Origin of the sequence: Vibrio sp. SCSIO 43140 (assembly GCF_023716585.1) — a bacterium.
In the GTDB taxonomy this organism is placed as follows: domain Bacteria; phylum Pseudomonadota; class Gammaproteobacteria; order Enterobacterales; family Vibrionaceae; genus Vibrio; species Vibrio maritimus_B.
Genome location: NZ_CP071851.1, coordinates 1,358,527 through 1,383,716, shown reverse-complemented (window position 1 = coordinate 1,383,716; position 25,190 = coordinate 1,358,527). Strand labels below are relative to the sequence as shown.

General features: G+C 45.6%; 22 protein-coding genes. 9 read left to right on the top strand and 13 right to left on the bottom strand.

Annotated elements, in window-relative coordinates:
- Positions 1-114: 114 nt before the first annotated feature.
- The 4 genes from J4N45_RS24680 to J4N45_RS24665 all read left to right on the top strand — a co-directional run bounded on the left by J4N45_RS24680 (position 115) and on the right by J4N45_RS24665 (position 7,755).
- The gene (locus tag J4N45_RS24680; RefSeq protein ID WP_252015160.1) at positions 115-1,707 is read left to right on the top strand and encodes a glycoside hydrolase family 16 protein; all 1,593 of its coding nucleotides are present in this window, start codon (positions 115-117) and stop codon (positions 1,705-1,707) included.
- A gap of 365 nt (positions 1,708-2,072) precedes the next feature.
- Positions 2,073-4,478 carry a glycoside hydrolase family 17 protein gene (locus tag J4N45_RS24675; protein ID WP_252015158.1) on the top strand — a complete coding sequence of 802 codons (2,406 nt, stop codon included), beginning with the start codon at positions 2,073-2,075 and terminating at the stop codon, positions 4,476-4,478.
- Positions 4,479-4,607: 129 nt separating this feature from the next.
- Positions 4,608-5,615, top strand: a complete 1,008-nt coding sequence (locus tag J4N45_RS24670; RefSeq protein WP_252015156.1) for a glycoside hydrolase family 16 protein — start codon at positions 4,608-4,610, stop codon at positions 5,613-5,615.
- A 4-nt stretch (positions 5,616-5,619) separates the two neighbouring features.
- The gene (locus J4N45_RS24665) at positions 5,620-7,755 is read left to right on the top strand and encodes a carboxypeptidase regulatory-like domain-containing protein (protein WP_252015154.1); all 2,136 of its coding nucleotides are present in this window, start codon (positions 5,620-5,622) and stop codon (positions 7,753-7,755) included.
- 62 nt (positions 7,756-7,817) lie between these two features.
- Here J4N45_RS24665 and J4N45_RS24660 read toward each other — a convergent pair whose 3' ends face one another.
- The 3 genes from J4N45_RS24660 to J4N45_RS24650 form a co-directional block, all read right to left on the bottom strand.
- A complete protein-coding gene (locus J4N45_RS24660; RefSeq protein WP_252015153.1) occupies positions 7,818-8,501 on the bottom strand; it encodes a hypothetical protein in 684 nt (227 codons plus the stop codon).
- Positions 8,502-8,572: 71 nt separating this feature from the next.
- Positions 8,573-9,622: a hypothetical protein gene (locus J4N45_RS24655; protein ID WP_252015151.1), complete on the bottom strand. Its 1,050-nt coding sequence runs from the start codon at positions 9,620-9,622 to the stop codon at positions 8,573-8,575.
- Positions 9,623-9,778: 156 nt separating this feature from the next.
- Entirely contained in the window at positions 9,779-10,717 is a 939-nt protein-coding gene (locus tag J4N45_RS24650; RefSeq protein ID WP_252015149.1) for a LysR family transcriptional regulator, read from the bottom strand.
- 155 nt (positions 10,718-10,872) lie between these two features.
- On the opposite strand from J4N45_RS24650, the gene J4N45_RS24645 reads away from it, so the two are divergent.
- A complete protein-coding gene (locus J4N45_RS24645) occupies positions 10,873-12,870 on the top strand; it encodes a HAMP domain-containing methyl-accepting chemotaxis protein (RefSeq protein WP_252015147.1) in 1,998 nt (665 codons plus the stop codon).
- Between the two features lie 71 nt (positions 12,871-12,941).
- Here the strand turns inward: J4N45_RS24645 and J4N45_RS24640 are convergent, their stop codons facing one another.
- Complete coding sequence (locus tag J4N45_RS24640; protein WP_042470104.1) at positions 12,942-13,409, bottom strand: YjiG family protein; 468 nt, start codon at positions 13,407-13,409, stop codon at positions 12,942-12,944.
- Positions 13,409-14,143, bottom strand: coding sequence for a nucleoside recognition domain-containing protein (locus tag J4N45_RS24635; RefSeq protein ID WP_252015145.1), 735 nt, complete (start codon positions 14,141-14,143; stop codon positions 13,409-13,411). Before J4N45_RS24635 ends, J4N45_RS24640 begins: the two co-directional genes overlap by 1 nt.
- Before the next feature lie 303 nt (positions 14,144-14,446).
- On the opposite strand from J4N45_RS24635, the gene J4N45_RS24630 reads away from it, so the two are divergent.
- Positions 14,447-15,622 carry an MFS transporter gene (locus J4N45_RS24630; protein WP_252015143.1) on the top strand — a complete coding sequence of 392 codons (1,176 nt, stop codon included), beginning with the start codon at positions 14,447-14,449 and terminating at the stop codon, positions 15,620-15,622.
- Between the two features lie 59 nt (positions 15,623-15,681).
- Here J4N45_RS24630 and J4N45_RS24625 read toward each other — a convergent pair whose 3' ends face one another.
- Positions 15,682-16,809: a cupin domain-containing protein gene (locus J4N45_RS24625; protein ID WP_252015141.1), complete on the bottom strand. Its 1,128-nt coding sequence runs from the start codon at positions 16,807-16,809 to the stop codon at positions 15,682-15,684.
- Positions 16,810-16,922: 113 nt separating this feature from the next.
- Positions 16,923-17,174, bottom strand: a complete 252-nt coding sequence (locus J4N45_RS24620; protein WP_042470114.1) for a DUF2999 family protein — start codon at positions 17,172-17,174, stop codon at positions 16,923-16,925.
- 171 nt (positions 17,175-17,345) lie between these two features.
- On the opposite strand from J4N45_RS24620, the gene J4N45_RS24615 reads away from it, so the two are divergent.
- A complete protein-coding gene (locus tag J4N45_RS24615; protein WP_252015139.1) occupies positions 17,346-18,089 on the top strand; it encodes a type 1 glutamine amidotransferase in 744 nt (247 codons plus the stop codon).
- 83 nt (positions 18,090-18,172) lie between these two features.
- Here J4N45_RS24615 and J4N45_RS24610 read toward each other — a convergent pair whose 3' ends face one another.
- Together J4N45_RS24610 and norR are read right to left on the bottom strand one after the other, a co-directional pair.
- A complete protein-coding gene (locus J4N45_RS24610) occupies positions 18,173-18,532 on the bottom strand; it encodes a glutaredoxin family protein (RefSeq protein WP_252015136.1) in 360 nt (119 codons plus the stop codon).
- A gap of 114 nt (positions 18,533-18,646) precedes the next feature.
- Positions 18,647-20,230 carry a nitric oxide reductase transcriptional regulator NorR gene (gene norR, locus J4N45_RS24605; RefSeq protein ID WP_252015134.1) on the bottom strand — a complete coding sequence of 528 codons (1,584 nt, stop codon included), beginning with the start codon at positions 20,228-20,230 and terminating at the stop codon, positions 18,647-18,649.
- Positions 20,231-20,489: 259 nt separating this feature from the next.
- Between norR and hmpA the strand changes: the two genes are divergently transcribed.
- Positions 20,490-21,683 (top strand): NO-inducible flavohemoprotein, encoded by a 1,194-nt coding sequence (hmpA, locus tag J4N45_RS24600; RefSeq protein WP_252015132.1) that lies wholly within the window; start codon positions 20,490-20,492, stop codon positions 21,681-21,683.
- A gap of 22 nt (positions 21,684-21,705) precedes the next feature.
- Here the strand turns inward: hmpA and J4N45_RS24595 are convergent, their stop codons facing one another.
- The 4 genes from J4N45_RS24595 to J4N45_RS24580 all read right to left on the bottom strand — a co-directional run bounded on the left by J4N45_RS24595 (position 21,706) and on the right by J4N45_RS24580 (position 24,738).
- On the bottom strand, positions 21,706-22,245 hold the full coding sequence (locus J4N45_RS24595; RefSeq protein WP_252015130.1) for a hypothetical protein: 540 nt from the start codon (positions 22,243-22,245) through the stop codon (positions 21,706-21,708).
- Positions 22,233-22,778, bottom strand: a complete 546-nt coding sequence (locus J4N45_RS24590; RefSeq protein ID WP_252015128.1) for a YaeQ family protein — start codon at positions 22,776-22,778, stop codon at positions 22,233-22,235. The genes J4N45_RS24595 and J4N45_RS24590 overlap by 13 nt, the downstream gene beginning before the upstream one ends.
- 150 nt (positions 22,779-22,928) lie before the next feature.
- Positions 22,929-23,138 carry a cold-shock protein gene (locus J4N45_RS24585; protein WP_042470128.1) on the bottom strand — a complete coding sequence of 70 codons (210 nt, stop codon included), beginning with the start codon at positions 23,136-23,138 and terminating at the stop codon, positions 22,929-22,931.
- A gap of 436 nt (positions 23,139-23,574) precedes the next feature.
- A complete protein-coding gene (locus J4N45_RS24580; protein ID WP_252015126.1) occupies positions 23,575-24,738 on the bottom strand; it encodes a threonine/serine exporter family protein in 1,164 nt (387 codons plus the stop codon).
- A 246-nt stretch (positions 24,739-24,984) separates the two neighbouring features.
- Here J4N45_RS24580 and J4N45_RS24575 point away from each other — a divergent pair, with 246 nt between their 5' ends.
- Positions 24,985-25,140: a hypothetical protein gene (locus J4N45_RS24575; protein WP_234496487.1), complete on the top strand. Its 156-nt coding sequence runs from the start codon at positions 24,985-24,987 to the stop codon at positions 25,138-25,140.
- Positions 25,141-25,190 lie beyond the last annotated feature (50 nt).

Here is a 25,190-nt window from a genome sequence, read left to right as displayed (position 1 = left end):
TTAAAGAAAGCGCTTACATAAAGGTTTGATGAACTTTATCCGCGATCATACTCCGGTTTGGAGGCCCTCATCAGTGATTGCCAATAAAAGAATGCTCGTATTCAAGGAGTAACAATGCGAAAAATGAAGCACACACCCACGGTTCTAGGTTCGGTGGTTTCTTTGGCTCTACTGTCAGGTTGTGCCAGTACCGAAGAAGGCGAGAGCGCGAACACGGATTTAGTCCAAACCAAAGCGCCAGTAGAACTGACTAACGTGCCCGTAGCGGTCAGTGACGATTGGCAACTAGTCTGGGAAGACCAATTTGAAGGTGACGCCATCAGCAAGCGCAATTGGAGCTTTGAAACCAACTGTTGGGGCGGCGGTAACAATGAACAGCAATGCTATACCGATAGAAGCAAAAACGCGTTCGTAAAAGATGGAATGCTCCACATTGTTGCTCACAAAGAACGCTTCACGGGACCGGATAATCCCGAGGGCAAAGCGGGTATTAACAAGACGCTCCCTTATACCTCTGCGAGACTTCGCACCAAAGGAAAGCGAGATCAGAAATACGGCCGATTTGAAATACGAGCCAAACTACCAAGCGGACAAGGCACGTGGCCTGCAATTTGGATGCTACCCACTGAAAACAAATACGGCACTTGGGCGGCATCTGGTGAGATAGACATAATGGAAGCCGTTAACCTTAAGGTTCAGTCTGATGCACCGGGAGCAAAAGAGGGCGACGGTGAGAACCGTATCTATGGCAGCCTCCATTATGGTAAGAACTGGCCAGACAATGTGTATAGCGGACAGGGAGCGACGCTACCCGATGGCGTTAATCCTGCTGATGGTTTCCACACTTATGCAATAGAGTGGGAAGAAGGTGAGATACGCTGGTATGTCGACGATCTGCATTATGCGACGCAAACTCAAGACGGTTGGTACAGCCAGTACGAGAAAGAAAAAGGGCTTGTGGTCAATGCAGAAGGTGCGGCGCCTTTCAACGAGAAGTTTCACTTACTACTTAACCTAGCGATCGGTGGTTCATGGCCAGCAAATGCCAACTATGGTGGCGTTGATGACAATGACTACCCAAAAACCATGCTGGTGGATTACGTTAAGGTGTATCGCTGTGGTGTTGACCGATGGAAGGGGCACGGATGTTCAAGCCACTCGGAATTTGCGAAGGTAGTTGAGGGACACGAAGCGCCAGCGATATTGGCAGCAGATGATAGCTACGCTGAAGGGCCAACGCTTGAAATCTTTACGGATACGCTGAATGCAGCACTTGCATACGCCAGCTATGACCCAGTGAATATTGTCGAACATAAAATAGCGCAAGAAGACGAAAGAGGGTCAGTTCTAGAGATCACTAAACAAAACGGCGCTGGTAACCTCTATTTCCGCTCCCCGGTTACTGATATGACGGAATGGAAAAAAGAAGGAACGTTAGTCTTTGATATCAAAGTAGAAGAGGGAGCAGATACTGAGCTGCTAATAAAGATGGATAGCGGCTGGCCAAATACAAGCGACTACGTGGTACCAAAATCGAACGTGGGAGAGTGGAAGCAAGTGAAAATCGCCATCGCAGACATCCTCGATAGTGACAACAGTTTCGCACCAGGAGCGCAAGCTGATCCGAAAGCAGTAAACAACATCTTGGTTTTTGAACCACAAGGGGCCATGACGTTCAAACTCGATAACATTCGATTTGAAAGGTAACTAGCTGATAAAGTGTATTAGACAGAAAAAAGGAGCATCGCAAGATGCTCCTTTTTCTTTTCAAGAGCTATCAAATATCCGATTTTATACACAATAAAGTAAGCGCTTTCTTTTTGGTGAGCGAATTCGACCTTCTGAAACTTACTTGGAATCTCGATGTGTACATGATGGATATCCTAATCAATACTAGATATATCAGTTATTGTGGCAATTAAGGAACCTTGTTTCTTAATGAAATAATGAGTGTCTAATAGCGTGATTTTAATTTACAAAAAGAAAGCGCTTACCTTATGTGGATTCGTTTATATGTATGCCAGCGTTGAATCTACGAGCTTTATAAAAAATAAAATAGCAAGGAAGTAACAATGATGAAAAGAAGTCTAACACCTCTTGTTCTCGCTTCTGCGGCAGTCATGCTGTCTGCATGTGGTTCCGATTCAAATGATTCAACGACGGGAAGTGGAGATTCAGGTGGCACAAATAACGGGAACAATGGTAATGGAGATATTAATGTCTCGGTCACTCCAGACTATCAGCTCGATGTTAAGTCGTCATTGCCAATTGATTTTGGCAATGCTTTGACCGAGCTAAACGCGATTAACCCGGATCCTAGTTCTATGTATGTCACTGGCACTGTATTAAAGACGACAAAGCCTGCGGGTGCGGAAACCTGGGCGGGCAGTACTGTGGCCGATCAATCAAGCTTGGATCTTTCAGAAGAAAGGAGTGTCGTTACGGCTTGGGTATATTCTCCTGAGGCTGGTATTCCTGTTCTCTTTAAAGTGGAAAACGATGCTGATGCCTCTCAATTTGCAGAAGTCTTAGTGACCACAAGTAAAGCCAATGAGTGGGAGCAGCTTACTTTTGACTTCAAGGAACTAAACCTAGGCGAACTTAACGAGGCTTTTAACTATAACAAAAAGAGTCTGTTCTTCGATTTTGGCAACCTTGGTAGTGATAAAGTGTTTTATTGGGACAACCTTCGCCTCGAAGGGGCAGGTCTATCCGCTCAACCAACACCTGATTCGTTTCCAGTTTCTGATAGCGGTCAGCCGCTTTTGGGTAACCCACAGTATCAAGCAATTTCTTATGGTGCGTGGCGAAGCGATACCCGAGAGTCTGGTGATTTGGTACCTACAGTTCAAGAACATGTTGAGGACATGAAGATCCTAAATGCGATGGGTATCAAAGTTATCCGCACGTACAACACCCAAGGCTTCATCGGTAATGACGGTTACAGCAACACAGAAAATCTACTGGCGGCGATTCGACAACTGAAAGACGAAGCAGCGGCTGACGGTAATACGTTTGAGATGTACGTCATGCTCGGTGTCTGGATTGATGCCAATAATGCGTGGACTGGCTCTCCTATCGATTCATCCACCGACTCGCCGAAAAATGCGTTAGAGATTGCGAAGGCGAAAGAACTGGCACTGGCATATCCAGATATCATCAAGGTTATTGCTGTTGGTAATGAGGCAATGGTTGACTGGGCGTCGTCATACAAGGTACACCCTTCGATAATCCTTAATCATGTCAACGACCTGCAGAGTTGGAAGCTTGAGAGCAGCGACACTGATGACCTGTGGATCACAACATCCGATAACTGGGCGGTGTGGGCTGGCATCGACAACAATGGTAACTATGGTGAGCAAGCTGATCTTAAATCGCTTATCCAAGCGGTGGATTATGTGTCTTTGCATACCTACGCGCACCACGATACTCATTATGACCCAACCTTTAAAGAGGATTGGAAAGTCTCCGAAGCAGACCAAGCCCTTAGTAAAGAAGAGCAAATCGCTATCTCAATGCAGAAGGCTTACATTCGCTCTCTCGAGCAGTATGCTGCTGCTCAGGCTTTCGTCAATAGCGTTGATCCAACAAAACCTATTCACATAGGCGAAACGGGGTGGTCGACATCCTCAACTGACGGTTACGGCGCTGGGGGAACTCAAGCTGCGGATGAATACAAACAGAAGATGTTCCATGACGACATGCGGGATTTCGCCAACAATGAGGGTGTATCACTGTTCTTTTTCCAAGCGTTCGATGAGCCATGGAAAGGTGGTGATAACCCAGGGCATTCTGAGAAAAACTTCGGTCTTATCGATATAGATTGTAACGTCAAGTACGTTGCATGGGATAAGGTTGATACGCTGAATAACCTAGGGCTGACTCGAGACTGTAACGGCTTTACGGCGAGCTACGGTGGGGTTTATGCCACGTTAATGGATGACGTGCTCGCTCCACCATATGCTCCAGTAGAGCAGCCTCCGGTTGAGGGAGAGTTCAAGGTGCTGGGCACTGCCTTGTTTAGCGGTGCTGGCGCATTCGCATGGGAAGACACGGCTTGGGCTGGCGTTGATGAAGACGGTGTATTGATCGTTGCAACCTCTCCAACGAGTGCAAAAGACTGGGGGTGGGGTACACATATCGGTGATGAAAGCCGCCGAGACTTTACTGCGGTTAAAACACTCAAGTTTGATATTAGAGGCTTCACCGAGGGTGGTAAGGCATTAGCCGAGTTCGCCTTTGGCGTTGGCTTCCAGTCCGATACTGGTGGGCAATGGTCTACCAACCACACAATTCGATTTAATACGGGTGATTACCAACTCACGACTGATTGGCAGACCATTGAAGTTGATATCAGCCAGTTCTCTAACTCCCCTAATCTGAGTCAAGTTACCCAGCCATTTATTGTGCATGGCACAACAAAAGAGGGGCTTACAGAGGCGGATATTCAAGTTCGAAACATCTCTTGGTTTGAATAACCGTCACTAATCACACGGTGATGGCAATCATGCCATCACCACCTCTTGAACCCGAATAGCTCCAATACTGCTTCGACACTATGTCGCAAGTGGCCTTTGAGCTATCTGAAAAATACGGAGTAAAACCAAATGACCACTTGGTTTAGACGTCTTGGTCTACTGATCATCGGCGTTTTCACTATGCCAGTTTTGGCGGGTTGGCAAGTTCACTGGATGGATACCTTCGAGGGCAATAGCGTCAACTGGAATAATTGGACTGCTCAAACGCAAGCCAACTACAACAATGAAGTTCAGTGTTATACAGATGATGACTCATCCGAACAGCGTAACTACGACGTCTCGGATGGCACATTGAAAATCATTGCTCGTAAAGGCACGAATCAGTGTATGACCTTGGGCGGACAAACAAAGACTTGGACTTCAGGTCGAATTAATACCAAAGACAAGCAGGAATTTTTGTACGGTCGCTTGGAAGCTAGAATTCGCTTTCACAATCTTGAGGGAGGGACATGGCCCGCCTTCTGGATGTTAGAAAATCGTATTGCTGAGCAGCCAATCAAAGGTGACAACGACAATGTAGGTTGGCCCAATGCTGGAGCGAGTGAGATAGATGTTTGGGAGTGGTTTTCTAATGAACCAGAAAGTTACATTACCAATTTCTTCAATACCGCACATTCTTGCGGAAGCGAGTATCGCTACATCTACCCCAATGGGGCACAAGATGTTCTTGATTGGCATCGCTATGCCATGGAGTGGGGTGAAAACGAGATAGCCTTCTACATCGATGATGAGTTGGTAACAAGACACGATGTGAGCCAGTGCCCACGTTATAAAGAACCTATGTTCGTCTTACTCAATGTCGCAATGGGCGGCATGCTTGGCGGCAATATTGACCCAAGCCTTCAACAAGCAACGATGGAGGTCGATTATATTGCGCATTGCCAACGTTCACCCTCTAACGATAGTCAATATTGCGATGAAGATACGCCCATCGCCGATCCCAATGAAACCATTCCAGAACTACCAAGTGCAGGCGTTGATTCGTCATCGAATGGCGGCGCGCAATCTCTATGGACACTCCTTGCACTACTGACCATAGCTGCAATCAAAAAACGGAAACCAAACACAAGGAAATAACGCGATGCAAAATCTAGGAAAAGCTTGGGTAGTTACCCTTCTCGCCGCTAGTTTAGTTGGCTGTGGTGAGGACGATGCAACCATTGCTGCAGACAACGGAATAAACGGTGGTAATAACAACACAGACAATCAAGAGGCTTATTATCAGGTTCGTATCACGGTACTTGACGTTAACACTCAAAGCCCGCTATCGGGAGTCGTTGTCGACATCAGTGGCAAGATGGCAACGACGAACGCGCAAGGTGAGGCGAACTTTGAATTAGAAGACGGAAACTACACAGCGACGTTAACGATGAGTGGCTATCAAACGGCACAGCATAGTTTCGATGTGTCGAGCGCGAACTTAACGACTTCGGTAGAACTTACTCAAACTGCAGAAACGCCGGAATTACCAGAGGTTGGTTTTATTTTTGACTCCAGCAACGAAGGTTCATTTGCTATTGAATATTGGGGAGATGATTGGGGCTCTGGTTCTGGAATTAGCACTGCGAATGACGACCCTGATTACGGCGAGGTACTTGTTGTCACGAGTGGCACCAACTGGGGAAAAGGAGCGGCTATTGCTTGGGGTAATGAAGCTGAAAACAGCATTGATGCCTCGGCGTATACCCATCTCAGCTTCAAGATCAAACCAGAGGGTTTTGCAAACATCGAAGTTGTCGTTCAAGGTTCAGATATCACTGAATCCAAAACCATGTATGCGACAGATTCTGGTGAAGCATTAGATAATGGCTGGTATCAATTTGAGGTGCCATTTTCTAGCACTGCAGAATTGGTTTGGTTAGGGTTGGTGCTGCCAAGTGACGTTGATGGCATGGCTAAGTTGACCGACATCGCTTTGATTACCAAGCAAGTGGAATACAGCCAACCAAGCGTCAGTGCGCCGGTACCTTCTGTCGGTGATGAAGATGCGTTTGCGCTGTTCAGTGATACGCTCACGGAAGACAAGTTTATTTCTGTTTGGAATGCCAACTGGTGGAATGCCCCTTTATATACATCAGCCAGTATTGACGGTGATAACTACGCGCGCTATGAGATTGTTGGAGCAGGCACCGAGGGCGGCGTAGCAGGGATCGAGTATGGTATTGAATACGGCAGCATTGATGTTTCTCAACACGATAACTGGCACATCGATCTCTACGTTGAATCGGGCGTGAGACAAGTCTTACTTCAGCTCGTTTCTACAGACGGTTCCAGCAGCTACATGATAGATGCTCCCGAGACCGATCAATGGTTGTCACTGGATATTCCTTTAGCGTCAATGACCTTAAATGGCGATGTCGCGCTCAATAGCGCCCAAATGCAAATGATAGGCTTGCAGCTTTGGGGCGATGAAGGGAAAGCAGTGTTTGTTGATAACCTGTACTTCTCTGGTACGGCGATTACTCATCAACTACAAGTACTGGTTACTGACGATCTCGGAACGCCAATCCCGAATGCGCAAGTGTCGGTCGGTGTCGACGGAGAACATGATGCCGCTTATAAAGTGACAACAGATGCCACCGGTTTTGCTGACCTTTCACTTTCACAAGGTAAGCAGAAGGTCAAAGTAAGCGCTGATGGTTTTGCAGTGGCTCAGCAAGTCATTCTAGTAGAAGAGGGCGCGCAGCCCGTATTTGCGCTACAACGATTGGCGACCGGTCCGACTGAAGCGGCGCCAGTACCTAATGTCTCGAGTGATGATGTGATTTCTTTGTACAGCGACGACCTAACGAGTAATCATTGGATCACCAATTGGTCCGATCCATGGTGGAACCCGCCAACACATTCTGAAATCACTATTGATGGTAATCTGACCGCTAAGTTCGACATTACGCCAGATGGAGAAGAGGGAGGTGTGACTGGAATCCAATATGGCATAGAGACACCAGTCGATGCTTCAGACAAAACTGGTCTGCGCTTCGACTTCTACGCTACATCTGGAGTCACCAAAGCGGTATTCCAATTATTGTCCGGCTCTCAACCTCTGTTTTATACCATTGAGAATGTAGAAACGGGCTCTTGGATTTCAGTAGAGCTAGGCTTTGATGCGCTACAGGCGGGTCCTGATTATGACCGCGCCAACATGCAGCAGCTCGGTATGCAGTTATTTGGTACCTCGAGCGATAGTGTGTATTTGGATAATATTTACTTCTACTAATAGGTCGAAGGGTATTATCACGGTCAAGCGCTTCTGGCGCTTGACCATAACCACGAGTGACTCTATCGAAAGTTGAGGTTAAATCCAAACTCAAACGTACCTGCCGTTGTCCTCGGTTCACCAGGGCGAACACGGTGTTGGCCATAACGATACTTCACGTAGGGCTCGATGTATTTTGGTTTAAACGTCAGAGTAAAGTCTGCATGAAAGATACTCGGCTCTAAATGAGTGTCTGACATGATTCGATCGTGATTAAGTGAGTAGCTGTAGTTCAGCCAGTCTACAGGTGTGTAGCTTACGCCTAGGCTGGCTTTCCATTCTTTATTGGTATTAAAATTCGGACTCAAGATAGGAAAGTCATCACTTTGAAATACACTTTTTCGCCATTCGTAAGATGTTGAACCAAAGAGCAGTAAGTCGGAAGCAAGCATTCTTCCTGCGAACACACCAAGGTTATATATATCAACTAGGTCTGCGCGACCATAAGTAGTAAATGCTTCAGCATACGTCTCTCCGAGTAACAGACCATAACCTGCTCCCAGTTCTAGGTATCCAGTAGAATCAACTTCAAACCCTAGATTGATCTCCTCAGTCGCTTGAACGGTACCTGAAAGTGTTCCGACCCAAGTATCGCCAACCTTAGCGGTTTGAAAGCTCATGGTAGGTTCGTAGTAAGCAAGCTCGTGATGGTTGGCAATTGCAGAAAGTGGCAATAACGAAACAGCGGTAACAATGTACTTATTCATATTTCTTTCGCTCAAAATAAAAGGAGCCGAATAAATCCGGCTCCTTTGGTTTTATTTACTGACGTTGTCTATTAAGAGCGACCAACGCGGTCTTTTACTGCTTGTTTTATTTGTTGACGTTGTTCTTGAGTCAATGATTGAAGCTTTGACTTGAGTTCTTGGCGATCTATGTTTTGGCTAGGAAGGTTTCCAATGCGTCCTTCAAGTTTATCTCGGAAAAACGCTTTTGCTTGCTCGTTTGCATGGATACTAATAACCTTACCATGTTGATCAGTTGTAAACTCAACGTCTCCACCGTTAAATCCAGATACGCGGACAACAACGGTGCCGTCAGGGCGTTCAAATCGGTCTATCTGTTTTATGATTCGGTCATTACCGAAGCCTGGATCAATCTCGATAGGTTGATCCATTTCTGGTGCATCCCATCCAATGCGGCTAATTACACCGTTATCGATAGTAACCGCAAGGCGACCTTTTCCTGGCACTTTAATTTCTACATAACCACCGTAATTGATGATTTGTACCAGCTTCGCTTCATTTGAATCACCGATAACAATTTCGTAAGTACCGGTTCCGTCGATCACATCATCAGTTGGAGTGATGGTGCCAAGCGTTTCCCCGTTAAACTTTAACTCACCAGTTTCGCTGTCGATAAACCAAACATCAGTTGGAGTTACACCGAAATCAGGGTCGGTAACTGGTAAATCGTTACCAGGGCGAGGTGGTTGGTAATCTGAAACGACCAGACGACCATCAACATTAATTAGCTTAATTTCACCACCATTAACACCGTGGAAAATGAAACCGCCATCTTGAGCTTGAATACTGCCCACATCCTGACCGTCAACCGTGGTAACGTCGCCGGAGTCTACTAAGTAAGTCGTACCATTGTGTACAATGTAACCGTTTCCTTCCGCACCGGCGACAGCAACGATATTGTGGTTACCTTCATCACCTTCAACTAGTGCTGCATTAAAAACATCACCTTCATGAACAGTTACATTTGCGATACCATCTTGTGGAGCTGGACCCGAATCGCCACCATCGTTATTTGAACCACTAGATGAACAACCTGCCAAAAATGACGCTGCGATAACTGCACTGATTAATTTAAGTTTCATTTGTATCTCTCAAAATTGTATTGGAACAAAATAGGCTTCTTGCTTGCGAAGTGGCGCTCCGAGCCGATGAGAGAACTATAAAGATTATGAGCAGGGTTCACTAATGAACTGGTTTTATCGTACAAATAACCTTAAGTTATTAATAAATAGAGATTATTAGTCTGATAACCCTGGGTTATCACCGATCAAGATCTTTTTGATGAGAGAATGAAGCCACAGAATGGTGGCGTTATTGCGATTCTTGTAGTGGTAGATCGCATTAATATCTGTGTCTATGGTGGCTTTCCCAAAGTAAATATCTAAAGACCTCAAACCAGGGTGGGTGTCAAGGTTAAGGAAGCTCGAGCCTGGAAACATAATGTCTGAGTTTTTGATGATATCGATAATAGCTGAAGGGAGTTCTGAGCGAAAAACGATGTTCGGCTCATGTCCACGCATCTTTATCATTTTTTCAGATATAGACTGATTAGAGTTCCAGTCGGCGGCAATCAATGTCGCGATTTCAAAATCTACACCATCATCGATCTCTAAGTAGTCTTTCTTATATGGGTGGTCTAATCGAATGTAGCCTTTAAAGGTATCTTCGATGATCCTCTTCTGAAGTAACTCTTTTGGGGCATGCCCAATGGTATAGTTCAAACCAAACTGAATATCATCATTTACTATGTCTTGAATCGTTGATTTACTCCAGTTGAGTAACTGAACTTGAACATTAGGCGCTTCTGCTCTGATTGCATTAAATAGGTCTTTCGCAATACCAGAGAGAATAAAAGGCGATATCGCTAACTTGAGCGTCACATCTAATTCCGCCGGATCAAACTCACTGGAATGATTAACTGCACTGGCAAGTTCATCCATCAGTGGTGAGATAGATTCTGCTAGCTGATTCGCTTTTTCTGTCGCTCGCAAACCATGGTGCGTCTTCACAAATAACTCATCTTCAAAATGATCTCGTAAACGCTGAAGGGCTTTACTTACGGCAGGTTGTGAGACAAATAAACGGTCCGATGCTTTTCGCATATTGCGTTCTTGATTCAAAATGATGAAGGTGCGAAGGAGGTTGAGGTCGAGGTTAGCGAATAAGTCTTTAGCCATGAAAACATCTCATTGTACAAGGTCTGTTTTCAATCTTAAGTACAAATATCAAGCACTGCAAAACCTTCAGTAACAAAAATATAAACAAATTGTTTAAAATTCTCGTTAGTTGCCGATATAGTGTCAAATCAGTTGTATTTTATAGAGGTTTAAGGATGAAACTCTCGATATCGGGTAAGCTTCGGACGAGTTATCTGGCGCTTGGTGTACTTTTTATCGTCTCATCTCTGTTTGTGTATCGCAGTGTTGATGGACTGCAATCACAAACCCATTCACTGTTGCAGTATGATTTGCCAACCGTTGACGCGAGTAGGCAGTTAGGTCAGTCGCTACAAACTACCGTGTCTGAACTACGAGGCCACATGCTCCTTGTTGGCAGTGAAGAGCAAGTCGAGCAATCTAAAGCAAGTGTCCTCCAGCATATGGATGGCGTCGACATTCAGTTGCTGAGCCTTGAGGGGCTGCTATCAGACCAAAGCTATCAAGCGATCAACGACAGTTGGAGCTCGATTACAGAGTCGGCAAACCAAATCCTCGACATTGCTCAAACCAACGAAAACTTGCCTGCACACGCATTATTTATCAATGAGGCGGCACCGATTGCTGAGGTGGCGTTAGACCAGCTACAAGGCTTGATCAACGACGAAGCAGGTCGCTCAGAAGGTGGAGAAAGAAAGCACTTATTTAAGCTTTATGCCGATGCGTATAACTCGCTTGCTAATGCACTTGCTGCTCAGCGTGATTATCTTCAGTACGGCAATCAGGATTATCTAGAAAAATACAACGATTTCATTAAAGCGCATGCAAAAGTTGTCGAGCAAATCGGCTATAAGACAGACCTGCTAAGCAGTAGCGATCAGAGCCTTTGGTCGCTATTCAACGAAATGAAATCGCTTTACATGCCGCTGGCAGCGCAAGTGATAGAGCTTCGACAGTCCCCTAACTGGAACGAATCTAACTATCTCATGGCGAGTGCACTACTGCCTGCGATTGATGCGGTGCAGACTGAACTCAACAGCATCGTGTCTACGCAACAGCAAAAAGCTCGCGAGACGGAAACGCATATTTCAAGCAGCGTAACATCGTTGATTGCGATCTTGGCGATAAGCTGCGCCATCGTACTTGCGGTTGCCTTCTTGGTTTCTCATTTCTTAGGACGCCAGATAGGTGGGCGAGTCTCTCTTATCGCTAAACGAGCGCAGTTGATTGCAGCTGGTGATGTGTCGAGTGAACCACTCAAGGTGGCAGGTAACGACGAGCTTGCTGACCTGATGACATCAATCAACTCAATGAACCAGTCGTTAGCTCAGTTGGTCGGTAAGGTTTCACACAGCGTAGAGGCGGTGGAAGCGCGAATGGGGGATTTGACCCAGAACAGCCGTCAAAGTCTTGAGCAAGTTGAACAGCAATCTTCAAGCCTAGACAACATTGGTCACTCTCTATCAGAAGTCGCGGTGGGTTCAGAGCAAACTGCAAGCCAAGTTCAGGTTTCTTCATCTGCGCTGGTGGACGCTAAGCAAGAGTTAGCTTCTGGTGAAAGTATGCTAACTGAGAATCACAGCAATATGACGTCACTTGTCGATGCGATTCAGAATGCGCAACAGCTTGTTGAGCAGCTAAGTAATGAAAGCCAAGCCATCGGCAAAGTGACGGAAGTGATTGAAGGGTTGGCAGAGCAGACTAACTTGCTAGCGCTGAATGCGGCGATCGAAGCGGCGCGCGCGGGTGAGCAAGGACGAGGTTTTGCGGTCGTTGCTGATGAAGTGAGAATGCTGGCAAGTCGAACCACAGAGTCGACAACTGAGATCAACGCCATCGTGCAAGCGATTCGCACTTCAACCAACAAAGTCGAACAGCAAATCAACGAAGGGACAGCCATAGCGTCTGATGCTATGGGGCAGACCCATCAGGCACTCAGCCGCATTCAGTCCTCCGCTGAACAAGTGGATTTAGTGAATGAGCAGATGGAAAGCCTAGCAGCGACAGCAGAGCAGCAAGCGAGTGCCACGCAGACGATCTCGAGTCTTGTGAACGACATTAACGAGTCATTAAGCGCAGTAGCAGAGCAGACGCGTTCAGCGAACCAAGTGACCGAGCAGGTGACGAGCAATGTTGGAGATCTTCATGCTCAGGTATCGAACTTTAAAGTCTAAGTTCTGACAGAAAGAAACAAAAAATGCCCATCAAACGATGGGCATTTTTCTCTCTGATAACCGGTGAGTGGTTACACCAGAATGTTCATTAAGAACATAGCACCAAAGGCATTCAATACAGAGATAGCAATCATGACAGGAATGTAACGACCTTCTGTACCGATTGGACCCAAGATACGACCCATGTATTGGATCTGAGAGCCCATCAGGTAGATAGCAGGGGCAAGGATCGCGATATGAGAGCCATTCAAGATACCTTGGTCAAATAGCGTGATAACCACACCAACTGCACCACCCATCGACATCCAAGCACCAATCAATACTGCCGCCGCTTCACCTGGCAAGCCAAAGATGGCCATAATAGGTGCGAAGATCGCGCCCATTGCATCCAGTGCACCAGTAATTTGAAGCGCCTTAATGATAACGAATGCCATCAGTACGTTAGGTACAGTAGACGTTGTCGCGATAACCCAACCTTTTTTCGCACCTTCTACGAAGATATCAGTGACCATAGGTTTTTTTGCTTTTACTTCGCTCATTATGCGGTCTCCTGCTGTGCTTTAGTTTCGTCTTGCTTGGATGATTTGTCTTCTTTGCCCTCTGTGATGTTTAGGTACACACGGAACAAGTTAGCGCCGACAAATTTAAATAGGAACATGACTGCTACTGCCAAACCAATAGAAGAGGTTACAGCTAGTGAACCGTCCATCATAGTCAGCGTAAATAGCACGGCACCCGATGAGAAGAAGTTAACGATCGCTGCACCGGCAGTGAACTGGAACATGGTAAAGACATCGGTTTCGCGCTTAGTCAGGTGACCTTCATCTTTAAGCTGACGTGTCATCGCCGCACCAGCGTCGGTGCTTTGCAAAGAAGCGATTAGAGCCAGACCAGAGTTACCTGGAATACCCATCAGTGGACGTAGAAGTGGAGATAGAAGTTTACGAGCAGCATCTAATGCACCGTAGTGCTCAAGTACGTTGATCATACCGAGAGCGAACATCACGGTTGGAATTAGCGTTAAAGCGAAGATAAAGCCGTCACGTGCACCACTGCCGCCCACACCACGAAAAGAGGTGGTAGCCGCTTGAACACCGTTTTCGGTTTCCGTTACGTTATGGGCAACTTGACCGAACGCACCGTTTAGCGTGGTGAAGTCAAAAACACCATACCATTCGTTTGATTGTAGTAATCCTGAGAAAAAGACAATAGCGAAAGCCAGAGCAATATAGCTTCCTATTGTCACCTTACGTTCTTTTGTTAGATCAGACATTGGGGGGTCCTTAGAGACTGGAACAGAGTGCATAGTCTGAGGATTTCCATGTGCCAGAATACTGATCCGAATCAAGTGAAGGATTATTTTTATGAAACTAATTATTACCAAATATGTAACTGTGAAATAGTCCTAAAATTAGATATAACTCTGTTAATGAGTTGAATTAGATAAGCTAATGCTAGTTAAGAAATCTCGTTAAAGTGGAGGGGTATGTTACCTTGCGCTCCCGTTAGATACTGGGTCGATGCGTCGCGATACGAAATACTTTGACAAGTTTTCAGCTATTTAGGACGTCAGAAAATGCAAAAACATGGTCTGTCTTTTTGGTATGCCGCCGCGTTTATGTTTGGGGCCATCCAACTTGTTGCTCTTCCCATTTTAATCCCAAGTCATATCCTCTCAGTCAGTGGGTCCATGGTTCACGTCGGTGCGGCGTTATCGTTCGTGGGCTTGAGTGGTTTCGTAGCACCTCTAATAGGATCTACGATTGATAGATTAAAACTCCACAGTGCGGCGCAGAAAGGAGCGCTGGTGCTCTATGCCATCGCTATGGCATTGTTTGCCTATGTACCGCAAACATGGTCAATGTACTTAGCAACATTTCTTGTTGGATTAGGGTCAATCACGCTGATGACGGTGAACCCAACATTTATTGTGGCAGCGGGCTTTGACCAAGAGGAACAGGCACTTAAGCTCACACGAATGAATCAGAGTATCTTTGTTGGTGCTATTGTCATGGGCGCGATATTTGCGGTAGCCGAAGGCTTTAGCGAAACATTGAGTTTTGGTATGGTATGCGGCTTATCTATTGTGTCAATTCTGATCGTATCAGTGGACAGTAAACTGTCGGCTCAGCGAATAACGTCAGAGGCTCCACAAGAAGAAGTTGGCGAAGTGAAAGGGCGATGGAACCTTACGTTTGTGACTTTCTTGCTTGCTGTATTTGTCGCCATGTTGGCAAGCTCAAACCAAGTTGCACAAGGTCCAAACCTGTTTGAAAGTCTGTTTAACATCGATAAATCGGCGACTGCGTTGCTATTGTCAATTTCATCGGTGATTAGTTTGCTTACCTTAGATATTGCAGGTCGAGCCCTTGGTAAATATGGCGCAGGGAAAGTCTGGATAGTGGGTTTAACGGGATACATCGTTGTGGGTGCAGCGTTGTCTAATCTGCTTACCGGAGGCGTTGACTACTTCTATTTGCCACTCGTTATGCACCTACTGTTCATGCAATGCCTATCTATGGTGGACATGGTGAAACCCGCGATCGTTGCTAAGGTGACGACCATGACACCAGCTGCAACTCAAGGTTTTTTGCTGTTTGCTATTGCTGGTGGTTATGCTGCGGGAACGACCTTGGGAGGCGTGGTTGGTGAGCTGGCTGGCATGTCGAGCTTATTTGTATTTGTGGCAGCATCGGCAACCATTGCCTTGCTATTTGCAATGTTTACGTTGGCAAGAATAGAAGATAACTAAGTAAAATGGCGCCGTTACCGGCGCCATTTTTTAGGACTTTATAATGAACTTAGCATTGCTTATTCTGCGTACCAGTACCCCTTGTTGAGTAACTCGGTAAGCAGAGGAACAACGTGAGTATTAGGTTCAACGTCAACAAGAACGTCTTCATTAGTTAATGCACGTGCCAACCAAACCTGTGACTCGGCCAGTTTGAAAACTTCACCATTGATGTACACCATAGTCGGTTCGTCTTCATGAACTAAAGCTCTTAGGCCAGCTACTTTATACAGTTCACCACCTTGTGAAAGATGCTCAGCTACTTCTCCCGACGTCCATTTAGTGTCTGGTTCAATAATATTCAATTGGTGACGAGACTGGCTTAACATGCAGCCAAGAAAGTCTTTAACTGTGGTTTCATTTTCAAATGCTGAGGTCAGCATCTGGGTTAGAGTCTCTCGAGCTCCAGAGGTGATTTCACCGAAGTGTTCTTGAGTCGAAAGCTCTGGTTTGTGCATGTGCACATCACCATAATCGTGGGCGAGAACGTAGTCTGCAAAGTTACTGATTAGCTCTTGTTCCTTTGGTGAGCGAAAGCCAACTGAGTAGCTCATTGATGGCTCCAGCGCGTAACCATCGTGAGGGAAACCGGGTGGGATATATAGGATATCGCCTGGCTCGAGGACATCATCAATGATGGCGTCGAACGATTCAATTTGGCGAAGTGCTTCGTGGCGCTTAGTCTCTTTGTACTGACCAACGTCTTTAGCGCCCACTCGCCAATGGCGTTTACCAGAGCCTTGAACAATGAACACGTCGTATTGATCAATGTGTGGGCCGACGCCACCCCCTTCGACCGAATAGCTGATCATGAGATCATCAAACAGCCACTGAGGAAGTGTCTTGAATGGTTCGACGAGTTCAGCGGCACCTGCGTGCCAATGGTTAACCGCTTGAACAATCAGAGACCAGTGACTCGCGCCAAGGCCTGCAAATTTGTCTTCAGAGAATGGGCCATGCTCCGCTTGCCATTGGTCGTTGGCATTCGACACAAATCGAGAGTCGATTTCTTCTTCCATTGAAAGCCCTGCGAGCTCTTCTGGAGAAATAGGATCGGAAAAGGCAACAAATCCACCCTTGATAATAGTGGGTTGTTTTTGCCAATACTTGGCGAGGAAGTCTTCAAGATTAACGCTTAGTTGGTACATGGTGATTCTACTTTGTTTGAAGGCTGAAGATGGCAGAAAAGAGGCTAGAGATCGTTGTGATTTAAGGTAGGCGTCAAGGCGTTTATAAGCTACAAAACCTTGACGCACAAAGACTACTTGTTCAGCTGTTCTTTCGCTGCTTCAACTTTAGAGAAGTCCAGTCCTAGCTCTTCAACCGCTTCTTTGATTAGGTTAGGGTTTTGCATAACTTGACCCATAAGAAGCTGCAGTTTGTCTTGAGGCAGACCAAGTTGGCTGATGGTTGCCATCGCTGCGAGTGGGTTTTGAGTGAGTGTCTCGAAAATCTCGTTGATCTGAGCGTCGCCAATATTGTTCTCTTTCAATAGGGCAATAATTGGGTTCATTGTCTTACCTTTTTAATACATGACATGTTGGCGCTAAGTTTAACACTAGCTTTAGTATTAGAGAACCGTCACTGAAAGTGAAAAGCATTACTCGCAATGGCAATCGGCGGAGTGGCTTCTATACTCAAATGGAAGGAAAAATTTGTGTGCTAACAGTGATATAGGTGAGCAATGAGAATAGGGATATTAACGTGTGGACATGTAGACCCACCACTAAGTCATGAAAGTGGTCAATATGCAGATATGATTTCTGCAAATCTTGGAGCGGTAGATAACACCTTCGAGTTTGCTAATTTTGACGCGACAAAAGGTGAGTTGCCAGACTTGGATTCATGCCATGGGTTTATCATCACGGGCAGTGTGATGAACGCTTACGATGACGATCCTTGGATTCTGGCACTGTGTGACTGGATAGTAAGCTGTGAAGCTCGCCATAAGCCGTTGGTGGGGATATGTTTCGGTCATCAGTTAATTGCTCGTGCTCTGGGTGGCAAGGTTGAAAAATCGACCAAAGGTTGGGGGCTTGGCAGCTACGAAGTGAACATTACTTCTCAAAAGAAATGGATGAATCTATCCGTCGACTCTTTAAGAATGTTAGTAAGCCATCAAGACCAAGTGGTTATTGTACCCAGCGGTATGAAAGTATTGGCGACCAATGACTTTTGTCCCAATTTCATGCTTGCAAAGGACAATCATATTTTGACGGTCCAAGGGCACCCGGAGTTTAGCGCTGAATTTACTCGACTTCTTATTGAAAAACGACGCTCTTTAATCACAGAAAATCATTACTTTGATGCGTTAGAGCAGATTAACAAACCTCAAGATTCAAGCTTGGTGCTTCACTGGATTAGCGCGTTCTACTTTTGCAATCATAGATATTTAAGTCAAAACGAACTAGAACTTACAGCGAAATAGCGTACATCATAGGAACGGTTAAAAACAAAGGGTGTCACTCAGTAGAGTAGCACCCTTTATTGTCTGTGGTTGCATGATTCTAACTAAGCAAACTCTTTCTGAAGATAGGTAACAATATCAGATGACTCGTACATCCAAGTCTCTTTACCATTTTCAGTAATTTTAAGGCATGGCACCTTAACTCGACCACCACCAGCCAAGAGTTCTTCTCGAGCGTCGTTGTCGTTCTTAGCGTCTTTCAAAGCGATGTTTACCGATTGGCGCTTCATTTCACGGCGAACTTTTACACAAAAGGGACATGCCTCGAATTGGTAAAGTTGCATGGTTGATGCTTTTTCATCTGCTTGCTTTTGGGCTTCTTCGCTGCGCTTTACACCGCGCGGTGAAAATACGAAGTTAAGTAGAAGGATGATCTTTCCTAAGATAATGCGAATAAACTTCATAACTACCTTTCTTATCTTGAATACGTTGAGCTTTATGGTTGTTATAGGGTGTGATGAACACGCATCACACCGCAGAATATTAACACCTCTTTCACTTTACTGATACGTTTAACTCTAGTCTCGAGAGAGTGTGTGACGTTTGGTAACACTTAGCCCTAGACGTTTAGAGAGTCGAATCAGGTTCGCGCGGTCAGTTTGCAAGGTTCGCGCTGCTTTCGCCCAATTGTAGTCGGCACTTAATAGAGCATCGGTGATAAGGGCACGTTGATACTCTTCTGTCGCTTCTCGGATGCCTTTAGTGGTATCGACGGCCAAAGTGTTTTTTGACGATGTCTTAGGCGCTGGAGTTGAGACATCGTCATCGAACTGACCACAATCGTCTATGCTGACTGTGACAACTTTCTTGCCCATCGAGCGCGCTTTTGCCTTGAGTGCAGCTCGGTTAATCACATGCTCCAGCTCGCGCACATTGCCTGGCCAGGAATAACGGTTGAGGTGCGTAACCGCATTTGGACTCATTTTTATCTGCGAAATGCCAAGCTTTCTTCGTGCTTGCTCTAAGAAGAAGCCGGTGAGAAGCTCGATATCTCCGTGGCGCTCTTTAAGTGGCGGCACTGAAATCGGGTAAACACTGAGTCGATGGTATAAATCAGCGCGGAACTTACCGTTGTCGACTTCTGCTTTTAGGTCTCGGTTTGTTGCCGCTAGGACTCGCACATTTATCTTCTGGATCTGATCTTTACCGACAGGTTGAATCTCATTATTTTGCAGTGCTCGTAACAGTTTACTTTGTGCGGCAAGTGGCAGCTCACCGATTTCATCAAGAAATAATGTACCGCCGTCTGCAAGCGCAAATTTACCCATTCGGTTTTTGTCCGCTCCGGTAAACGCACCTTTAACGTGACCAAACAGTTCGCTTTCAATCAAGTTCTCAGGAATTGCCGCGCAGTTTACGTAGACCAAAGGCTGCTGTCGTCGTGTCGATTGGTAGTGGAGGGTACGAGCGACGAGCTCCTTACCAACCCCAGTTTCTCCATGGATAAGGATATTGAAATCAGAGGGTGCGACGATCTCTATGTCGGATTTGAGGGCTAACATTGGTTCACTGTTGCCAATCATCTCACCACCATCTCGCTCCCAGGCTTCAACATTGAGCTCTTCGAGAAGCTGTTTTGACTGCTTCGCTTGATACTCGAGTTGAGAAAATGTCAGTGCCATTTTTAGCGTAGAAGCAGCAACCGCGGACAATACTTCAAGACTGCGCTGTGGAATGTCTTCAAACGCATTCGGGGCGAGGCTATCCAGTGTCAGCGCACCAAGCATTTTCTCGCCAAAAATCAATGGAAGCCCCATACACGAGTGCATAGGTAGATCGCCATGATGATCAATCAGTAGACCATCAAACGGGTCGGGCAACTCACTATCAGCATCAAAGATAACAGGGCTGGTGGCAGCACATATTTCAGCGAATCTAGGGTGTTCTTGAATGACGAACCTTCGTCCGAGGGTGTCTCGAGCCAATCCTTGCATAGCGAGAGGTACGAGCGTGTCTCCCTGCATAGAGAGCAAGGCAACGCAATCACATCGAATGGTTTTACGTATAGTATTGAGAAGCGAATCGAAGCGCTCTTGATCGTTGCTGCTGCTGGCAAGACCAACAGTGAGATCGATAAGGCTAGAAGTGGAGATATCTTGCATAAAAAAGGATAGCGAGTCGAAATGAGTGAAGAGCTCATTTTAGTGTCATTTAGACATAAAGAAAAGGAGTCATTTTGACTTTTTAACAGAAGAAAATTACCAATAAAACCAATGACTACGGTGTTTCTAAACTTGGCACAAACCATGCAGTGATATATTCAGTTGTTGAAGTGCACACTATGTGTTCAACAATTCAGCCTATTATTAAAAATATCATAAAAACGATAAGTAGTACTATTAAGCCTTCTAGGGAGCGACTATGCTAAACAACCAACATATTGAGATCATCAAAAGCACCATTCCTCTATTAGAATCAGCAGGACCTGCATTGACTCAACATTTTTATCAAAGAATGTTTTCTCACAATCCTGAGCTGAAAGATATCTTTAACATGACGCACCAGAAAACCGGTCGTCAAAGTGTCGCGCTATTCGAAGCGGTAGCGGCATACGCAAAAAACATTGAAAACCTAGCCGCACTTACCACAGCAGTAGAACGCATCGCTCATAAGCACACCAGTTTCAATATCAAAGCAGAACATTACCAAATCGTGGGACATCACTTGATTGAGACTCTACGAGAACTGGCTCCTGATGCATTCACCCAGCCAGTTGAAGAGGCATGGACCGAAGCGTATCTTTTCCTAGCGCAGATCTTTATTGACCGTGAAGAAGAGTTATATCAGTTGCGTGAAAAAGCGCTGGGTGGCTGGCGTGGTACGCGCCGCTTTGTTGTTGCGGAGAAAACCCCAGAGTCTGAGTTGGTGACTAGCTTTGTGCTTCAACCAGAAGATGGCGGTAAAGTTCTTGGCTATGAAGTTGGGCAGTATCTGGGTGTTCAGGTGAAGCCAACCAATAGTGAACACGTTGAAATTCGTCAGTATTCGTTGTCCCAAGCGCCAACGGGCAGCAACTACCGTATCTCAGTTAAACGTGAGCTATCGGATTCTCACGATAATGGCCTAGTGTCTAACTACTTACACGACAGCGTTAATGTGGGTGACGTTATCGATGTCATGCCGCCAGCGGGTGACTTCTTCTACAAAGAAACCGACAAACCAGTAGTATTGATTTCAGCTGGTGTGGGCTGTACACCGATGCAGGCGATTTTGCAGAAACTATCACAAGTCGACAAGACAGAAACCGTCACGTATCTGCATGCTTGTGAACACGAACAGCAGCATTCCTTTGTCGATGAAGTCGCGACGATCGTATCTGCGAAAGGTTGGAATCAAAAAGTTTGGTACCGTGAGCCAAAGCAAACTGAGAACGAATCGGCGAAAGGGCTGATGGACCTTAACGCGATGAAAGAGACATTACCAGTACACTTCGGTGAGTTCTACATCTGTGGCCCGATTGCCTTTATGGATGCTATGGTTCAGCAATTAGATGCGTTAGATGTGGATCGCTCTCGCGTTCACTACGAAGTATTTGGTCCGCACGCGAACCTATAAATCGTTAATAACTTACAGGTCGTTAATTAAACCACTTTTCAAACCACCGCTTCCAACCGGAAGACGGTGGTTTTTTAGCTTCAAATTCGCGGTAGCCTTGATAGTAACTCTGGGTAAACTGAGTTCGAATTTCATCCACGCTCAACCCAACGAGTGGGCTCAGCGTTTCACTGGTTTGCATGGCATGATCGTTTGCTAGGCTGTAATCCAACCCAAGGTAGCCCTGAACATAAACCCAAATATGAGTGACCAACAACAGCTCTTCGACCACAGGCAGTTTGAAGGATTCAGCGTGTTTCGCGCCGACTTGCTTTTCAATGGCCGATTGCATCGCTTGAATCTGATCGAGGTGAGCATTTAATGAGGAAAGCGCTTCGACATTGAGCTTAGTGAACAAGCCTAGCAACAGATCCGATGGAGCGTTGTCAGGTTTGTTTTCTTGGGCTCTAGCAAACAGCATATTCTCACGTTCACATAGATTATTGAGCGCGTCAGTGTGTGTTGCAACAATAGCCAGCTTGTCAATTTGGATTTCTGCTAGTGCTTTCCTTAGCTCGAACATTTGTCCTGAAGTTCCTCGACTGTTACCTCAACAGAACCGCCTTCGGCATCGACAAACAGTGACGTGCCGGTAATCATTACCGATAGATCCATAGTGCGAGTTACTAGACCTGATAGAGACTCGATAGATTCATTTTCAAAGCGATAGATACTAGCATCTAGATAACCAAATTTGCCTTGGTTTTGTTGCCACCACACATCGCTTTTGGTGTTGAAGCTGTACACTTTCGTTTTCTTTGAAAGGCGAGTCGCTTTCTTCACGCGATCGACATCAGGTTCACCGATATCAATCCATACTAGTGTTTGGTCGTCCAAAGACTTTTCCCAAATATCAGGCTCTTCAATGGTGGACAGCCCTTTGGTGAACTGAAGCTCAGGAGAGGCGTTGAGACAGAATGCCATTAGCCTTGCCATCATCCGTTGTTCAGTTTCTGATGGGTGTAGAGCGACGGTAAGATTCAGAGAGTCGTAATAATCGCGGTTCATGTCTGTCAATGCGACACGAAATTTGTAGATAGTTGGTTTTAAAGCCATGAGATTGCTCTGGGGATATTTGAATGCATTAATGCCTATAGTACGCGTCTATGGGTAAAAGGACACTAACAAAGGGGCGCACATGTGCTAACTGATACAAAAATAGCCAGCTGAGCTGGCTATTTATCAGAATGTACTGGAAGCGAGTACTTAGACTGGTTGGATTTCTTCCGCTTGAGGTCCTTTTTGACCTTGAGTCACGCGAAATTCAACTTTCTGACCTTCAGTTAGCGTACGGAAACCGTCTGCTTTGATGTTGCTGAAGTGAGCGAAAACGTCTGGACCGTTCTCTTGTTGAATGAAGCCAAAGCCTTTAGTTTCGTTGAACCACTTAACTGTACCAGTAACTGTGTTAGACATACTTATATCCTAAAATTTTCTACTATCTTTTGTTTCTTTATTGCCAATCCGGCAGCTATAGCGTGAAAAGGAAATTGCTATTGCGTACAACGCGTCGGGGGAATCACGAGAATTCAACGATTGCTACTTGTAAACAATGTAACTTTTTTTTCTAGCCAGTCACGAATATAAGCGAGTTCTTAGGTAAGTCAAAGAGCTGCAATTACAATTTGTCTGAATATTTGAAGTGCAGCTCGTTTTTAGGTGTCACTTACATGACATTTTCAAACGCGCAGATAAATTTTTGACGCTAGGTCAACAAATGTGCAAAGCTTGTAACGTATTGATATAAAACATTATTTAGCGCTTCGAAATAATGTTTTGTAAAGATTGTGCAAACATTATTGGTATTTTGAAGCGCTAGCGGTTTTTATAGAATTACCAATTAAAGTGGACACTACCTCTCTATTTTTGGCGAATATATTGAGTATGCGGTAATTTGTCCTGCCACAATTGCTGAGAACATAAATAATGCGGATAAACCGATATTAGGTATCGGTAGAATCGATTGTTCAAAAACCGACTGGCTGGCGCTCACCATTACTCGACTACCTGGTACCAAAATAATGATGCCTTGAACAATATAAATAGAGCCTGTGAGGTCCAGACGCTTAGCCACCCACGTGCCATAGAGGGTAATAAGTACTGTCGTGACCCAAGTTCCCACAACCCAGCCACTTTCAAAACCGAGATAGAATGGTCCCCACATCCCGAGTACTGCTACCGGTAAGCCCAATAAGATATCTTTCGGTCTTGCGTTGAAGATCACGCCGATAGAGGTGGATATGAGCAACAGCCCGAAGCAATGCAACCATAGGGGAACTTCGTTAGTGTAAGAGATAGATTCTGTTTGTCCCCAAAAGGCTTCGCCGATATTCAGTCCCATCATCACGCCGATAAATAGTTTGATGAGTGTTAAGGCACTTTGACCCAAAAGCGCGGTCCCGGACACCAAATCATTAAAGGCCAAACATTCGAGCGAGTTGGCAATGGAAAGTCCGGGCACAAAAAGCACCACACTTGCAATACAGAGCGCCCATATCGGTATTGCGGCGCCAGTACTGGCAATAAACGCAACCAAAACACCCGTTAGCAGTGCCGAGATAAACTCAACCGCGATAGCGTTGCGGCCACGATAAACTAACTGACAAACCCATACCATTAAGCCAAGCAGCATAGAGAAGGCAATTGCTTCGAGAGTGCTACCTACTAGCATCAGATAAGCGGGCGGTATGCCCATATTGGCAAGCGCTACGATCCATTTCGGATAACCAACAGGTTCTGGAACCGGCTCATTACTTGGCTGATTGATGCGAATAATGGTGTTGGCAAGTAGGCTAAGGTTGATTGATGCTGGCTTTAAGCGCTTCAAAACTACAGTATTGTTCTTGTCTGGAAACTGGTAGTTAATTGCCGTTGGTGTCGCTTGGACCATAACGTCAACCCCGTGCTTTTGGGCGTAATGTTGAGCGTATTTCTCGACTTTGTAGGGAGCACAGCCGCTTCGATGAAGCGTGTCACCAATATCGACGATTTTCTTGATGGTTTGAGTGGAAGGCATAGGTCCGTCTAATCAATCTGGGGGTCTTTTTTGATGGCGTAAAGGTATCAGAGCTTTTGTGGTTTTTCGATAGTAAATATTCGTTTTTCAGTCAATTTTATTCGACTTTAGATTTTCGAACATAAACGAAGCAAGCGTTTGCCTCAATATGGCTAAAACGAAGGATCGCATCCTACAAGAACGATTTCTGATCTTGCCGCTATCAAGCTAACTTTAGTCCATCAAAGACACTAGGGGAGGCGCACAATGACACATTTCAGCCCAATGGCTATCCGAAAACTTGCAAGCCTAATGCTAGAGACAGGCTTTAAAGCCATCGATGTTCAGTATCATAGAGTTCAGTTTATTACTCGGGATCGAGTAGGGACGATAGATAGACACGGTATTGTAGTTTGGGAGTAGCTTTTGGAAGTGATGAGAGGTAATTGTGCTTTCTGGAGCAAACGTATTGC